Raw genomic sequence first — 14,647 nt, forward strand, 5'->3', positions numbered from 1 at the left:
GCAACACGTGTCAGCGGGGACGCTGTCTGGCTGTACGAGGCGTGTGGCAAACTCGCGCGCTTCCATCGTTCCTGAGCAGTAAACCCACGATGCAAAAAATCCTGCGGCAGATCGCTGCCGAACTCCGCGTACAGGAGAACCAGGTCCGCGCCGCGGTCGACTTGCTGGACGGCGGCGCCAGCGTCCCCTTCATCGCACGCTACCGCAAGGAGGCCACCGGCGGCCTCGACGACGTGCACCTGCGCGAACTGGAAGCCCGGCTGGGTTACCTGCGGGAGCTGGAGGAGCGGCGCGAGGCCGTGCTCAAGAGCATCGGCGAGCAGGGCAAGCTCACGCCCGAACTGCAGGCGGCGGTCGAGGCCGCCCCCACCAAGCAGGAACTCGAAGACCTGTACCTGCCGTACAAGCCCCGGCGCCGTACCAAGGGCCAGATCGCGCGCGAGGCGGGCCTGGAACCGTTGGCGGACCTGCTGTGGGCCGATCCGACACGCGATCCGTCCGCCGAAGCCACCGCTTTCGTGAAGAAGGAAAAAGGCGAGGGCGGGGAGGATTTCACGACCGTGGCCGCCGTGCTCGACGGCGTGCGCGACCTCCTCTCCGAGCGCTGGGCCGAAGACGCCGCGCTGGTCCAGTCGCTGCGCGAGTGGCTCTGGACCGAAGGGCTGCTGAAGTCGAAACTGGCCACGGGCAAGGACGAGAACCACCCGGACGTCGCCAAGTTCCGCGACTACTTCGACTATGACGAGCCGATCGGCCGGGTGCCGTCGCACCGCGCGCTGGCGGTGTTCCGCGGACGCGCCCAGGACATCCTCGAAGTGAAGCTGGTGCTGCCGGTGGAGCCCGAGCCCGGCCAGCCGTCGATCGCCGAAGGGAAGATCGCCCTGCACCTGGGCTGGAGCCACCAGAAGCGGCCGGCCGACGACCTGCTGCGCAAGTGCGTTGCCTGGACCTGGCGCGTGAAGCTGTCGCTGTCCACCGAGCGCGACCTGTTCGCCCGCCTGCGCGAGGACGCGGAGAAGGTCGCCATCAAGGTCTTCGCCGAGAACCTGCGCGACCTCCTGCTGGCGGCGCCGGCCGGGCCGCGCGTGGTGATGGGCCTCGACCCCGGCATCCGCACCGGTGTCAAGGTCGCCGTCGTGGACGCGACGGGCAAGCTCGTCGACACCGCGACGGTCTACCCGCACGAGCCGCGCCGCGACTGGGACGGCGCGCTGCACACGCTGGGCCAGTTGTGCCGCAAGCACGGCGTGAACCTGATCGCCATCGGCAACGGCACCGCCAGCCGCGAGACCGACAAGCTGGCGGCCGACCTGATGAAGCGCATCGACGGCATGCAGCGCATCGTCGTGAGCGAAGCCGGGGCGTCCGTGTATTCCGCGAGCGAGTACGCGTCGCAGGAGATGCCGGACGTCGACGTGAGCCTGCGCGGCGCGGCGAGCATCGCGCGCCGGCTGCAGGACCCGCTGGCGGAGCTGGTGAAGATCGACCCCAAGTCGATCGGCGTGGGCCAGTACCAGCACGACGTCAATCAGAGCGAGCTCGCGCGCACGCTGGAAGCCGTGGTCGAGGATTGCGTGAACGCCGTCGGCGTGGACCTCAACACGGCCAGCGCGCCGCTGCTGTCGCGGGTGTCCGGGCTGTCCGCTTCCGTCGCGCGCTCCGTGGTGCAGTGGCGCGAGTCGAACGGCGCCTTCCGCAGCCGGCAGCAGCTGCTGCAGGTGAGCGGCCTGGGCGCGAAGACCTTCGAGCAGAGCGCGGGGTTCCTGCGCATCCGCGGCGGCGACAACCCGCTGGACATGACCGGCGTCCACCCGGAAACCTACCCCGTGGTGGAGAAAATCCTGGCGCACGCCGGCAAGCCGGTGCAGGAACTGATGGGCCGCGCCGAGATGCTCAAGACCCTGAAGCCCGAGCTCTTCGCCAACGAGAAGTTCGGCGTGATCACCGTGAAGGACATCCTGGGCGAGCTCGAGAAGCCCGGCCGCGACCCGCGTCCGGACTTCAAGGTCGCCCGCTTCAACGACGGCGTGGACGACATCGCCGACCTGCAGCCCGGCATGGAGCTGGAAGGCACGGTCAGCAACGTGGCCGCGTTCGGCGCCTTCGTCGACCTGGGCGTCCACCAGGACGGCCTGGTGCACGTCAGCCAGCTGTCGCACAAGTTCGTGACGGACGCCCGCGAAGTCGTGAAGACCGGCGACATCGTCAAGGTGAAGGTGCTCGAGGTCGACCCGGTGCGCAAGCGCATCAGCCTCACCATGAAGCTGGGCGCGCCGGTGCAGCGGCGCGACGGCCCGCGCGAGAACCGCTTCGAAGGGGCAGGGCGTGGTCAACGCGCCACGAACAATCCGGCGATCGGCAGCGCAATGCAGGGTGCGTTCGCGAAACTGCAGGGATTGCGCAAGTAGCGCACCAAAATAGCCCGCATGCTGGCAATTCGTTCCCGCGGATGACGGGCGGCCCCGGTTCGCCCCCGGTGGCTGCCAGCGTCCTGTTCCTGCGCCTGCGCTCCGCCTCGCAGGACGGCGACGGCGACCGCGCCGGCTTGCCGGCGGCCCTCCGTTCCGCCGCGGACGGCTGGGACCCGCAGCGGCGCGTCGTGCTGGAAGCGCCGGATGGCTTCGCGATCGTCGGTGACATCCCGCCGCTGAAGGCGCTGGAAGCGGCGCGGCGCGCGCGTGCCGTGCTGCCGCAGGACGCACTGGGCGTGGCCCTGCACCACGGCAGCGTGCACACCGAGCCCGGACACGACGGCCTGCGCGTCGCCGGCGAAGGGCTGGACACGGCCGAGGCCCTGGCGGCGTTCCCGGCCGCGCATCCGATCCTGGCCTCGCAGGCGTTCCGCGATGCCCTCGAACGGCAGGCGCCCCGTGCCGCCGAAGACCTCCGGGCGGCCGGCGAGATGATGGATGCGCAGCGGCAGACCCATCCACTGCACGTGTTCGATCCGGCGGCGGCCAGCGCGCGCCGCCTGCGCCGCAACCTGCTGGCGGGCGGCGGCGTGCTCGCGGTGCTGGGCCTGGGCTGGGCCGCGCGGATGGCGCGCCTGCGCTACGAGGCCGCCCGGCGGCCCGCCGTGATCCGCTTCGACATCCGCCCGGACGGCGAGGTCCATGTCGACGGCCAGCACGTCGGGACCACGCCGCCGCTGGTGCAACTGGCGCTGCCCGCCGGACCCCATGCGATCGAGGTGCGGCACGGCAAGGCGCAACCGCTGCGCCTGGAAGTCCACCTGCAGCCCGGCGAGGAGATGGAGTTGCACCACGTGTTCCCCCCGCCGGCACCGGTGCCGCGCCGCGCGCCACGTCCTGCGGTCCCCCAGCGCGAGCCGACGGCGCGCGAGAAGCTGGAGCGCGCCATCCAGAAGTACAAGTTCTGGTGAACGGCATGGGCGGCACGATCCCCTTCACCCATCTCGGACGCTACCGCGTCGTGCGCGAGCTCGGGCGCGGCGCCATGGGCGTGGTGTACCTGGCGGAAGACGATGCGCTGCAACGGCAGGTCGCCGTCAAGACGCTGCTGCTGCCCGACGACGCGGCGGAGCGCCGGCACCTGGAGGCGCGCTTCCAGCAGGAGGCCAAGGCGGCCGGGGGCCTGAACCACCCGAACATCATCACCATCCACGACCTCGGGCGCGAGGGCGACTGGCTCTACATCGCCATGGAGCTGCTGCAGGGCGTGGAACTGCGCGACCGCATGGCCGGCGAGCTGCTGCCGCTGGACGAGGCGCTGGACATCGCCGCGCAGGTGGCCGCGGCGCTCGGTGCCGCGCACCAGCGCGGCGTGGTGCACCGGGACATCAAGCCCGGCAACATCATGCTGGTGGGCGGCGGCCACGCGAAGATCATGGACTTCGGCATCGCCCGCATGAAGACGTCGCAGGTGCGCACGCAGAGCGGGACGATGATGGGTTCGCCCAAGTACATGTCGCCCGAGCAGGTCGGCGGCCACCCGGTGGACCACCGCAGCGACATCTTCTCGCTCGGCTCGATGCTGTACGAGATGGTGGCGGGCGTGCCGGCCTTCTCGGGCGAGAACCTCGGTCACCTGCTGAACGCGATCCTGCACGGCCAGCCGCCGCCGGCGAGCCAGTTCCGCGCCGGGGTGCCGGCGCGGCTGGACGACATCATCGGCCGCGCCATGCAGAAGAATCCGGCGGCGCGCTACCAGGATGCGGCGGAGATGGCCCGCGACCTCGGCGAGTGCCTGGTCGGCCTCGGGGGCACCCGCAGCATCCCGCCGCGGGCGGCCGTGGCGAATGTCGATCCGTACGCCACGACCGCGATCACGCCCGTGCCGGAGCTGGCATTGCCCGAGGCGAACGGCCTGCCCCTGGCGAGGCAGTTCGAATCGTCCACCGGCTTGCGCCGCCTGGTCGAAGGCACGCAGCCGGAGGGCGGTCCCGCCCGTGCGCGCAGCTGGGGCTGGGTCGCCTGGCTGTGCGCCTACCTCGCCGCGACGGCCGCAGCGATCGCCATCGCCCTGAAGTAGCCACGCGGCGCTGCCTAGAATCGGGCGCATGCCTGCATTGCGCATCTACGCCGGCCCGCTGGCCCGGCAACACATCGCACGGGACGGATTGCAGGCGGACGCGATCGGTGCCGTGCCGGCCGCGGCCGGCGGACCGAAGGGACTGATCCTCGGTCCGCTCGACCGATTCCTGTTCGGCGACTGGCTGCCGCGAAGCGATCATGCGATCCATCTCGTCGGCGCGTCGATCGGCGCCTGGCGGATGGCGACGGCCTGCCTGCGCGATCCCGTGCAGGCGTTCGAACGGCTGGAGCGCGACTACATCGCGCAGGATTACGACCTGCCGCCCGGCCGCAAGACCCCGACCGCCGCGCACGTGTCGCAGCGTTTCAGCGAAGGCCTGGAAGCCTTCTACGGCGGGCGCGTGCGCGAGGTGCTGGAGCACCCGCGCTTCCGCCTGCACATCGTCACGGCGCGGGGGCGGCACGTGCTCGGACGCGAGCACCGCATCGCCACGCCCCTGGGCTACCTGGGCGCGTTCCTGAGCAACACGCTGCACCGCAAGGCGATGGGGGCCTGGCTCGAACGCGTGGTGTTCTCCGCGCGCGAGTCCGGGGATCCCTGCGCACTCCCGTTCGACCCGCGCGACTTCCCGACGCGCCAGGTGGCGCTGGACGAGGCCAACTTCCATCCGGCCCTGCAGGCAAGCTGCTCGATCCCGTTCGTGCTGCAGGCCGTGCACGACATCCCCGGCGCGCCGCGGGGCGCCTACTGGGACGGCGGCATCACCGACTACCACCTGCACCTGCAGTACCGATGCGGCCCGGGACCAGGACTGGTCCTCTACCCGCATTTCCAGAAGGCGGTGGTGCCGGGCTGGCTCGACAAGGGCCTGCCGTGGCGGCACCGCGCGACGCCGTTCCTGGACCGGATGATCGTGCTGGCACCGGACCCCGAATGGGTGCGCGGGCTGCCGAACGGCAAGCTGCCGGACCGCAAGGACTTCGCGCACTACGCGAACGACCTGCAGGGACGCATCCGCGCCTGGACCACGGCGGCGGCGGCGAGCCGGCAGCTGGCCGACGAATTCGCCGCGTGGCTCGAACGCCCCGACCTGCAGCGCGTGGAAGCCCTCTGAGCGGCTAGAGCGACTCGTCCAGCATCCGCACGTAGTCCTCGCGGCTCGCCTCGCGCGGATTGGTCTTGTGGCAGTGGTCCGCGAGGGCGCCCTGGATGATGCGGTCGTACATGTCGCGCTGCACGCCGAGTTCGGCCAGGCCGGAGGGAAGGCCCAGGCGCGCGCTCATGTCGCGGATGGCGTCGGGGATGTCGCCGGCGGAGGACAGTCCCATCGCATGCGCCATGCGCTCCAGCCGCCGCTCCTTCTGCACGGACGGCGCCTGGGCATTGAAGCGGACCACCACCGGCAGGAACATCGCGTTGAGAGTGCCGTGGTGCAGGCGCGGGTCCACGCCGCCCAGGCTGTGGCTCAGCGAATGCACGCAGCCGAGGCCCTTCTGGAACGCCATCGCACCCTGCATCGAGGCGCTCATGAGGGCGGCGCGCGCGTCGCGGTCGCTGCCGTCGCGGGTGGCGCGCTCGATGTTCGCCCAGCCGCGCTCCAGGCCGTCGAGCGCGATCCCGTCGGCCGGCGGGTTGAAGGCAGACGCCATGAAGGTCTCCATGCAATGCGCGATCGCATCCATGCCGGTGGCGGCGGTCAGCTTCGGCGGCAGGCCCAGCGTGAGTTCGGGGTCGCAGATCGCCGTCTTCGGCACGAGGTGCCACGAATGGAAGCCGAGCTTGCGGTGGTCGTCCACGATGATGATGGCGCCGCGCGCGACCTCGCTGCCGGTGCCGCTGGTGGTGGGCACGGCGATCAGCGGGGCGACCTTGTCGGTGATGCGGGGCGAGCCTCCCTCGATGGTGGCGTAGTGGGTGAGGGGGCCTTCGTGCGTCGCGGCGATCGCGACGCCCTTGGCGCAGTCGATCGCGGAACCGCCGCCCACGGCGACCAGGCCGTCGCAACCCTGGGTCCGGTAGATCTGCGCAGCCGCCCGCACGGCCGCTTCGGTCGGGTTCGACGGCGTCTGGTCGAACACCGCATGCGGCAGGCCTTCGAGCGCGTCGAGCGCCTTCTGCAGCACGCCCGCCGCGCGGACGCCCGCGTCGGTGACAACCAGCGGCTTGCTGATGCCGACGCGCTGGCATTCCTGCTTCAGCAGCTTGATCGCGCCGAAGTCGAACTGGATCTGGGTCACGTAGTAGATGAAGGCCATGGTTCGCGTCCCTTAGGATGGGGACCTGACTGTAAGCCAGCGCCCGGCGCGGCGCTGCCATCCGCGTGACATTCCTTTCGCAGTATCCCGAGCTCACGCCCGCCATGCGCTCCGTGCTCGAGCGCATGGCCCGGGCCGGCCATCCACCGCTGTACACGCTGTCGCCAGCGCAGGCGCGGACCGCCTACGAGGCCGGCGCCGGCGTGCTCGAGGTGCCTCGTCCCGCGTTGGCCCGGGTGGAGGACCTGGCGATCCCGGTGCGCGACGGCGGGCGCATCCCGGCCCGGCTCGTCGCGCCAGCCACGGCGCCCGGCCTGCCGGTGCTGCTGTACTTCCACGGCGGAGGGTTCACCATCGGCAGCATCGCTTCGCACGACACGCTGTGCCGGGTGCTCGCCCACGGCGCCGGATGCGCCGTGTTGTCGGTCGGCTACCGCCTGGCGCCGGAGCATCGCTTCCCGACGGCGGTCGAGGACGCATGGGACGCGCTGAAGTGGCTGGTGCGCGAAGGCCCGGCACTGGGCCTCGACACCGCGCGGCTCGCCGTCGGCGGGGACAGCGCCGGCGGCACGCTGGCGACCGTCTGCGCGACGCTGGCGCGCGACGCGGGCCTCGCGCTGGCGCTGCAAGTCCTGTTCTGTCCCGGCTGTGCCGGCCGGCCGGAGGCGCCGTCGCACCGGCGCTACCACGAAGGGCTGGTGCTCGAGCAGGCCCACATCGAATACTTCTTCGGCCAGTACATCGACGCGCCGGACCGCGACGACTGGCGCTTCGCCCCGTTGAACACGCCGGACCTGGAGGGCGTGGCGCCCGCGTGGTTCGGCCTCGCCGAATGCGACCCGCTGGTGGACGACGGATTGCACTACGCGGATAAACTGCGCGCAGCCGGCGTCGCGGTGGACCTGGAGATCTACCGCGGCGTCACCCACGAGTTCATCAAGATGGGCCGCGCGCTGCCGGAAGCCCGGCAGGCGCACGCCGACGCGGCGGCGGCCCTGCTACGCGCCTGGCACACATGAAGAGAGAAGAGTTCCGTTTCTTCCACCGCCTGCGGGTCCGCTGGGCCGAGGTGGACATGCAGAAGATCGTCTTCAATGCCCACTACCTGATGTACTTCGACACGGCGGTGGCGGACTACTGGCGCGCGCTGGCAATGCCCTACGAGGAGTCCATGCACCGCCTGCAGGGCGACATCTACGTGAAGAAGGCGACGGTGGAGTTCCATGGTTCGGCCCGCATGGACGACCACCTGGACGTGGCGATGAAGTGCGAGCGCGTCGGCAACTCGTCGATGCTGTTCCGCGGCGCCATCTTCCGCGCCGAGGACCTGCTGATCACCTGCGAGCTGCTGTACGTGTTCGCCGACCCGGCGACGCAGACATCGCGGCCGGTGCCGGCGGTGCTGCGCGAGATGCTGGCGGGCTACGAGGCGGGCGAGACGATGCTGCAGGTGAAGACCGGCAGCTGGCGGGAGCTCGGAACGGACGCCGGGCACGTCCGCACCGAGGTCTTCGTCAAGGAGCAACGCATCCCCGCCGACCTCGAGTGGGACGCGGCGGACGAAGGCGCGGTGCATGCGGTGGCCTACAACCGCCTCGGCATGCCGGTCGCCACCGGACGGTTGCTGCCGGCGCGTGACGGCGTGGCGAAGATCGGCCGGATGGCCGTGCACCAGGTGCTGCGCGGATGCGGACTGGGCGAGCAGGTGCTGCGCGCCCTGGCGCAGGAGTCGCAGCGCCGCGGCGACCGGGCGATCGAGCTGCATGCGCAGCGGACCGCCGCCGCCTTCTATGCGCGCCTCGGCTTCGCGCCCGAGGGTGAGCCTTTCGAGGAAGCGGGGATCCCGCACATCACGATGCGCAGCGGCCTGCCGCTGGCGCGCTGATCGCGGCTAGATGTCGGCCAGCAGGAGATAGGGCAGGGGCAGCAGCTTCAGCGACGCCCCTGCGGCACTGCCCGCGTGCAGGTCGCCTGCGTTAACCGCCGCCAGCTGCAGCGAGGCGATCGCATCCCATCCGCCCTCGGGACAGGGGGCGGCCTGGACGATGGTTCCCACGGGCTGCTCGGCGTCGCCCGCCTGGAACACCTCCTCGCCCGCGGAGAGCACGCCTTCCGCGTGGACGACGAACGCCCGCCGCTTGAGCGTGCCGCGGAACTGGCTGCGGGCCACGACCTCCTGGCCGGGATAGCAACCCTTCTTGAAGTTGACCCCGCCGACCGATTCGTAATTGAGCATCTGCGGCACGAACGCTTCGACGACGGGGACAGTGATCGTCGGCACGCCACTGCGGACCTCGCTCCAGGCCCACAGCGCGGGGTCCATGGCCGGGCCCGGCGGCACCGGCGTGCCGGCCGGTGCCACCCAGAGCGCGCGCGCCTGGTCCTCCGCCGGATAGAGCCGCACGACCTGGCCGCCGGCGGCATCGGCCAGGGACCACGGCGCCGGGCCGATCGTACCCATGGCGTGCAGGGGTTCCCCGGCGACGCCGGCGAACGCGAAATCCCCGCTCGCGTCGCTCAGCTTGACCTTCGCCCGCAGCACGAACATGGACAGCCGCTTGAGCGTGGCCGGCAGCAAGTCGCGGCTGCACACGAGCAGGATGTCACCGTCCGGGCGGCGGAAGGCGATGAAGCTGGCCAGCATGCGGCCCTTGGCATTGCAGAAGGCGGCGAGCCGCGCCTCGCCGGTGCCCAGCAGGGCGAAGTCCTGCGTCAGCTGGCCGTGCAGGAAGGCGGCGGCGTCCTCGCCTTGCGCGCGGATCACGCCGAGGTGGGGCAGGGGGGCGATACCGTGGAGGGGGTGGGGCATGGCCAGAAGTTATCATGGGCCGCTGTTCCACAGACCCATCAGGGACGTGCGCCGCTTCTTCACCACCCTGTTCGTCCTGGCCCTGCTGGCCGCGTTCGGCGCCGCCGGCGCCGGCTGGTGGTGGGTGCACCACCCGCTGCCGCTCAAGGCCCCGACCGTCGACCTCTCCATCGAGCCGGGCACGCTGCCGCGGGGCGTGGCGCAGGCCGTGCAGGATGCCGGCGTGCAGGTCGACCCCCGCCTCCTCTTCCTGTGGTTCCGTGTTTCCGGGGAGGGCCCGCGCATCAAGGCCGGAAGCTACGAGCTGGAGCGCGGCGTCACGCCGCGGCGCCTGCTGGACAAGCTCGCACGCGGGGAAGAATCATTGCGGGCGGTGACCCTCGTGGAGGGGTGGAACATCCGCCAGCTCCGCGCGGCCCTCGCGAAGGCCGACCAGCTGAAGCCGGACACCGCGAAGCTGACCGAGCCCGAACTCATGAAGCTGCTCGGGCGCGACGGCGTGGCCGGCGAAGGCCGCTTCTTCCCCGATACGTATACCTATGCGAGGGGCTCCAGCGACGTCAAGGTGCTGCAGCGCGCCTTGCGGGCGATGGACAAGCGCCTGGCGCAGGCCTGGGCCCAGCGCAGCCCCGCGTCGGTGCTGAAGACGCCGGAGGAAGCACTGATCCTCGCGAGCATCGTGGAGAAAGAGACCGGCAAGGCCTCGGACCGCACAATGATCGCGTCGGTGTTCCAGAACCGCCTGCGCGTGGGCATGCCGTTGCAGACCGATCCGACCGTGATCTACGGCCTGGGCGAGAACTTCGACGGCAACCTGCGCAAGGTGCACCTGCAGACCGACTCGCCCTACAACACCTACCTGCGCGCCGGCCTGCCGCCGACGCCGATCGCGATGCCCGGCAAGGCTTCCCTGCTGGCGGCAGTACAGCCCGCCGAAGGCAAGTTCCTGTACTTCGTGGCCAAGGGCGACGGCAGCAGCCATTTCAGCGCGTCGCTCGACGAGCACAACCGGGCCGTCAACCGGTACCAGCGCGGGCAATGAGCGAGGGGCTCTTCATCACCTTCGAAGGCATCGACGGCGCCGGCAAGTCGACGCACATCGATGCGCTCGCCGCGGCTTTCCACGCCGTGGGGAGGAAAGTGGTGCTGACGCGGGAGCCGGGCGGCACGCCGCTGGCCGAGAAGCTGCGCGGCCTGGCGCTGAACGATCCCATGGATCCTCTCACCGAGGCCCTGGTCATGTTCGCGGCGCGGCGCGACCATCTGCTGCAGGTGATCGAGCCCGCGCTCGCGCGGGGCGACGTGGTCCTGTGCGACCGCTTCACCGACGCGACCTTCGCCTACCAGGGCGCCGGGCGGGGGTTCGACCTGCAGGTGCTGGCGACGCTGGAACGCTGGGTGCAGGACGTGCCCGCCGCGCGGTCCTTGCGGCAGCCGCACCTGACGGTCTGGTTCGATCTGGATCCCGCCATCGCTGCGCAGCGACTCGCCGGCGCCCGCGTGCCGGACCGCTTCGAGTCGCAGCCGCAAACTTTCTTCGCCCGCGTGGCGCAAGGCTACGCCGACCGCGCCGCGGGCGATCCGCAGCGCTTCCTGCGCATCGCCGCGGACCGGCCCCGCGAGCAGGTCTGGTCGGCGGTGGAGCAGGGCGTGCGCGCCCGGGGCTGGCTGTGACGGCGCCGTGGATCGCCGCGCAACTGCGCCAGTTGCTGGCGCAGCGCGGGCACGCCTGGCTGCTGCAGGGGCCTTCGGGCCTGGGACAGTACGACCTGGCCCTCGGCCTCGCCCGCGCCTGGCTGTGCGACCGGCCGACGGAGCAGGGCGCCTGCGGCCAATGCGAAAGCTGCCACCAGGTGGAAGTTCGGGCCCATACCGACCTCGCGGTCTTGATGCCGGAAACGGCGATGCAGGTCCTGGGCTGGCCGCTGGCGGAGAAAGCGCAGCAGGAGCTGGACGACAAGAAGCGCAAGCCGAGCCGCGAGATCCGCGTCGACGCCATGCGCGACGCACTGGAGTTCGCGCAGCGCACCAGCGGCCGCGGCCGCGGGAAGGTGGTGCTGGTCTACCCGGCCGAGCGCATGAACCAGGTCACCGCGAACGCCCTGCTCAAGACGCTGGAGGAACCCCCGGGCGACATGCGTTTCGTGCTGGCCAGCGAGGCGGCGCACCAGTTGCTGCCGACCATCCGCAGCCGCTGCCTGGGCCACACGATGACCTGGCCCGGACTGCCGGAGGCCGTGGCTTGGCTGGAATCGGAAGGCGTGCCCGCGACCGCCGCGCCTGGCCTTCTGCGTGCCGCGGGTGGCCGTCCGGAAGACGCGCTGCGGCTGCACGGAGCGGGCCTGGACGCGAAAACCTGGGCCCTGTGGCCCAAGGCGTTGGTTCGGGGCGACATGGGTGTGCTGTCCGACTGGGGACCGGCGCAGGTCGTGGAGTCGTTCCAGAAGCTGTGCCACGACCTCATGGCGGTGCGTTCCGGCGCTGCCCCGCGCTTCTTCGAAACGGCCGATCTCCCAGCGGCGGCCTCGGCCGACGCCCTTACCGGCTGGTGGCGCAGCCTCACGGCCACCGCCAGGACGGTGGAGCATCCCTTCAACGCCGGACTGCTGGTGGAAGACCTTGTGGCGCAGGCGCGCGCGGCCCTAAACTCGGGGCAGAGCCGTCCATGAGCACACCCGCCGCCCCCGCCACCAACACGCCGCGCCCCAGCGTCATCCAGCTGGCCATCAAGGAGAAGGCCGCGCTCTATGCGGCGTACATCCCCTTGTTCTCCGACGGCGGCGTGTTCATCCCGACCACGCGCGACTACAAGCTGGGCGACGACGTCTACGTGCTGCTGTCGCTGCCGGAAGACCCGCAGCGCTACCCGGTGGCCGGCAAGGTCGCCTGGGTCACGCCGGCGCGCGCCGCGGCCAACCGCACCCAGGGCGTGGGCGTGCGTTTCCCCTCGGACGACAAGTCCAAGCTGCTCAAGGTGAAGATCGAGGAGATCCTCGGCGGCCACCTCGCTTCCGAGCGCCCCACCCAGACCATCTGAGTCCGTAAAATCAGGGTCCTGCAGCGCCGCCGGCCACCGCCGCGCGGCGCGTTTCGCTTTTGCGCCATGTACGTCGACTCGCACTGCCACCTCAGCTTCCCCGAGCTTTCCGAAAAGCTGCCCGAGATCCGCCAGGCCATGGCAGCGGCGGGCGTCGACCGCGCGCTGTGCATCTGCACGACGCTGGAGGAGTTCGAGGAGGTCCACGCGCTGGCGATGCGCTACGACAACTTCTGGGCCTCGGCCGGCGTGCACCCGGACAACGAAGGGATCGCGGAGCCGACGCTGGACAAGCTGCTGGAGCTCGCGGCGCGGCCCCGGGTGGTGGCGATCGGCGAGACCGGCCTGGACTACTACCAGATGGAAGAACGCAAGGGCGGCCGCAGCGTGGCCGACCTCGAGTGGCAGCGGGACCGGTTCCGCACGCACATCCGGGCGGCACGCGCCTGCGGCAAGCCGCTGGTGATCCACACCCGGGAAGCTTCCGCGGACACGATCGCGATCCTGAAGGAAGAGGGCGAGGACGGCTCGCCGGGCGCGGCCGGCGGCGTGTTCCACTGCTTCACCGAGACCGCCGACGTCGCGCGGGCGGCGCTCGACCTCGGGTTCTACATCTCCTTTTCCGGCATCCTCACTTTCAAGAGTGCCGCGGACCTGCGCGAAGTGGCCCGCTTCGTCCCCGAGGACAGGCTGCTGATCGAGACCGACAGCCCGTATCTCGCGCCGGTGCCTTACCGGGGCAAGACCAACAATCCTTCCTATGTGCCGTACGTGGCCGCCCAGGTCGCGCAGCTGCGCGGGATGGCGCCGGAGCATGTCGGGGCGGTCACCAGCCGCAATTTCGAGACCCTCTTCAGCGGGGTGAAATCATGAGAATTTACCTGAAGATTGCAGTCTATCTCGTTCTGGCAATTGGACTTTCCTTCGCCAAGGCGGGTTCGTACGAGGACTTCTTCGCAGCCATCAAGCGCGACAACCCCGAAGCCATCACCGATCTGCTGAAGCGCGGCTTCGACCCCAACAGCCTGGACCCGGCCGGTCGCCACGGGCTGTTCATCGCGGTCCAGGAAGGTTCACTCAAGGCGGCGGAAGCGCTGATCGCCTGGCCGAAGACGAACGTGGAATGGCGCAGCCCGAAGGACGAGAGCCCGCTGATGATCGCCGCCTTCCGTGGCCACACGGACATCGTGCGGAAGCTCATCGCGCGCGACGCGCACGTGAACAAGACGGGCTGGGCGCCGCTGCACTATGCGGCGACCGGCGGACACGTGGAGATCATCGCGATCCTGCTGGAGGAGCACGCCTTCATCGACGCCGAGTCGCCCAACAAGTCCACGCCGTTGATGATGGCGGCCATGTACGGCTCGCCGGAGTCGGTGCGCTTGCTGCTGAAGGAAGGTGCGGATCCGATGATGCGCAACGAACTGGGGATGTCCGCGGTGGATTTCGCGCAGCGCGGCAACCGCAAGGATGCCGCCGACCTGATCGCGGGCGCGATCCGCAGCCGGCAGCCCCGGGGCCGCTGGTGACGCCAGCCCCGGGAGGTGCTGGCCGCTTACTTGGCGGCGCAGGCGTTGATCAGTTCGACGCCGGCGGACATCGTGCTGGTGTCGGCGCGGCAGCGCGCGATGTCGGCGTAGTGGCCTTGCACCAGCACGCCGGGCGGGCTGTAGCGCAGCGTGGCCTGGGCGCCGAAGCCGGCGGCCGGAGTCGCCTGGCACCGCGCGCCGCGGCCGGCGATGCCTTCGACGCGGCGGCAGAACGCATCGTCCGGATAGTCGAACTGCCGGATGACGTTGCCGCTGGTGTCGCGGTACACCAGGTGGCGGCCGGCGGGAGCCGATGCCGAGGCCGAAGCCTGAGGTGCGGTGGTCTGGGAGGCGCAGCCGGCCAGGACAGCGGCGGCGACGAGGATGGAAATTCGTGCGATCAAAGGATTCTCCCTGTGGTCCTTGCCGCGGGCCCACGCCGCGGCGCCACGCTTTTTACAAGCGATTGCGCCCGCCGGGTTGCCACCGTAACGGCAGATCACACTGATACGATGCGTATTAT

15 protein-coding genes are annotated in these 14,647 nt (G+C 70.6%); 12 read left to right on the forward strand and 3 right to left on the reverse strand.

Annotated features, from left to right (window positions below):
• The first annotated feature begins 89 nt into the window (after positions 1 to 89).
• The 4 genes from IM787_RS11925 to IM787_RS11940 all read left to right on the forward strand — a co-directional run bounded on the left by IM787_RS11925 (position 90) and on the right by IM787_RS11940 (position 5,608).
• Positions 90 to 2,408: a Tex family protein gene (locus IM787_RS11925; protein ID WP_193676858.1), complete on the forward strand. Its 2,319-nt coding sequence runs from the start codon at positions 90 to 92 to the stop codon at positions 2,406 to 2,408.
• Between the two features lie 68 nt (positions 2,409 to 2,476).
• Positions 2,477 to 3,382: a hypothetical protein gene (locus IM787_RS11930; protein WP_193676859.1), complete on the forward strand. Its 906-nt coding sequence runs from the start codon at positions 2,477 to 2,479 to the stop codon at positions 3,380 to 3,382.
• Between the two features lie 5 nt (positions 3,383 to 3,387).
• Positions 3,388 to 4,491, forward strand: a complete 1,104-nt coding sequence (locus IM787_RS11935) for a serine/threonine-protein kinase (RefSeq protein WP_227494349.1) — start codon at positions 3,388 to 3,390, stop codon at positions 4,489 to 4,491.
• 28 nt (positions 4,492 to 4,519) lie between these two features.
• Positions 4,520 to 5,608, forward strand: a complete 1,089-nt coding sequence (locus IM787_RS11940) for a patatin-like phospholipase family protein (RefSeq protein ID WP_193676861.1) — start codon at positions 4,520 to 4,522, stop codon at positions 5,606 to 5,608.
• Between the two features lie 4 nt (positions 5,609 to 5,612).
• Here the strand turns inward: IM787_RS11940 and gbd are convergent, their stop codons facing one another.
• A complete protein-coding gene (gbd, locus tag IM787_RS11945; RefSeq protein ID WP_193676862.1) occupies positions 5,613 to 6,749 on the reverse strand; it encodes a 4-hydroxybutyrate dehydrogenase in 1,137 nt (378 codons plus the stop codon).
• A 104-nt stretch (positions 6,750 to 6,853) separates the two neighbouring features.
• Between gbd and IM787_RS11950 the strand changes: the two genes are divergently transcribed.
• Positions 6,854 to 7,768 (forward strand): alpha/beta hydrolase, encoded by a 915-nt coding sequence (locus tag IM787_RS11950; RefSeq protein ID WP_193677121.1) that lies wholly within the window; start codon positions 6,854 to 6,856, stop codon positions 7,766 to 7,768.
• Entirely contained in the window at positions 7,765 to 8,634 is an 870-nt protein-coding gene (locus IM787_RS11955) for a YbgC/FadM family acyl-CoA thioesterase (protein ID WP_193676863.1), read from the forward strand. The genes IM787_RS11950 and IM787_RS11955 overlap by 4 nt, the downstream gene beginning before the upstream one ends.
• Before the next feature lie 6 nt (positions 8,635 to 8,640).
• On the opposite strand, the gene ygfZ is transcribed toward IM787_RS11955, so the two are convergent.
• Positions 8,641 to 9,558: a CAF17-like 4Fe-4S cluster assembly/insertion protein YgfZ gene (gene ygfZ / locus IM787_RS11960; protein WP_193676864.1), complete on the reverse strand. Its 918-nt coding sequence runs from the start codon at positions 9,556 to 9,558 to the stop codon at positions 8,641 to 8,643.
• Here ygfZ and mltG point away from each other — a divergent pair.
• From mltG to IM787_RS11990, 6 genes are all read left to right on the forward strand, one after another.
• The gene (gene mltG, locus IM787_RS11965) at positions 9,557 to 10,600 is read left to right on the forward strand and encodes an endolytic transglycosylase MltG (RefSeq protein ID WP_193676865.1); all 1,044 of its coding nucleotides are present in this window, start codon (positions 9,557 to 9,559) and stop codon (positions 10,598 to 10,600) included. The two genes, ygfZ and mltG, sit on opposite strands and share 2 nt — an antisense overlap.
• Positions 10,597 to 11,232 (forward strand): dTMP kinase, encoded by a 636-nt coding sequence (tmk, locus tag IM787_RS11970; protein WP_193676866.1) that lies wholly within the window; start codon positions 10,597 to 10,599, stop codon positions 11,230 to 11,232. The genes mltG and tmk overlap by 4 nt, the downstream gene beginning before the upstream one ends.
• The gene (locus tag IM787_RS11975; RefSeq protein ID WP_193676867.1) at positions 11,229 to 12,227 is read left to right on the forward strand and encodes a DNA polymerase III delta subunit-related protein; all 999 of its coding nucleotides are present in this window, start codon (positions 11,229 to 11,231) and stop codon (positions 12,225 to 12,227) included. Before tmk ends, IM787_RS11975 begins: the two co-directional genes overlap by 4 nt.
• Positions 12,224 to 12,595: a PilZ domain-containing protein gene (locus IM787_RS11980; protein ID WP_193676868.1), complete on the forward strand. Its 372-nt coding sequence runs from the start codon at positions 12,224 to 12,226 to the stop codon at positions 12,593 to 12,595. Before IM787_RS11975 ends, IM787_RS11980 begins: the two co-directional genes overlap by 4 nt.
• Positions 12,596 to 12,661: 66 nt before the next feature.
• Positions 12,662 to 13,468, forward strand: a complete 807-nt coding sequence (locus IM787_RS11985) for a TatD family hydrolase (RefSeq protein ID WP_193676869.1) — start codon at positions 12,662 to 12,664, stop codon at positions 13,466 to 13,468.
• Positions 13,465 to 14,124, forward strand: coding sequence for an ankyrin repeat domain-containing protein (locus IM787_RS11990; RefSeq protein WP_193676870.1), 660 nt, complete (start codon positions 13,465 to 13,467; stop codon positions 14,122 to 14,124). The genes IM787_RS11985 and IM787_RS11990 overlap by 4 nt, the downstream gene beginning before the upstream one ends.
• Before the next feature lie 26 nt (positions 14,125 to 14,150).
• On the opposite strand, the gene IM787_RS11995 is transcribed toward IM787_RS11990, so the two are convergent.
• Positions 14,151 to 14,528, reverse strand: a complete 378-nt coding sequence (locus tag IM787_RS11995; protein ID WP_193676871.1) for a hypothetical protein — start codon at positions 14,526 to 14,528, stop codon at positions 14,151 to 14,153.
• Positions 14,529 to 14,647: the final 119 nt, after the last annotated feature.

The organism is Ramlibacter pallidus (assembly GCF_015070875.1).
In the GTDB taxonomy this organism is placed as follows: domain Bacteria; phylum Pseudomonadota; class Gammaproteobacteria; order Burkholderiales; family Burkholderiaceae_C; genus Ramlibacter; species Ramlibacter pallidus.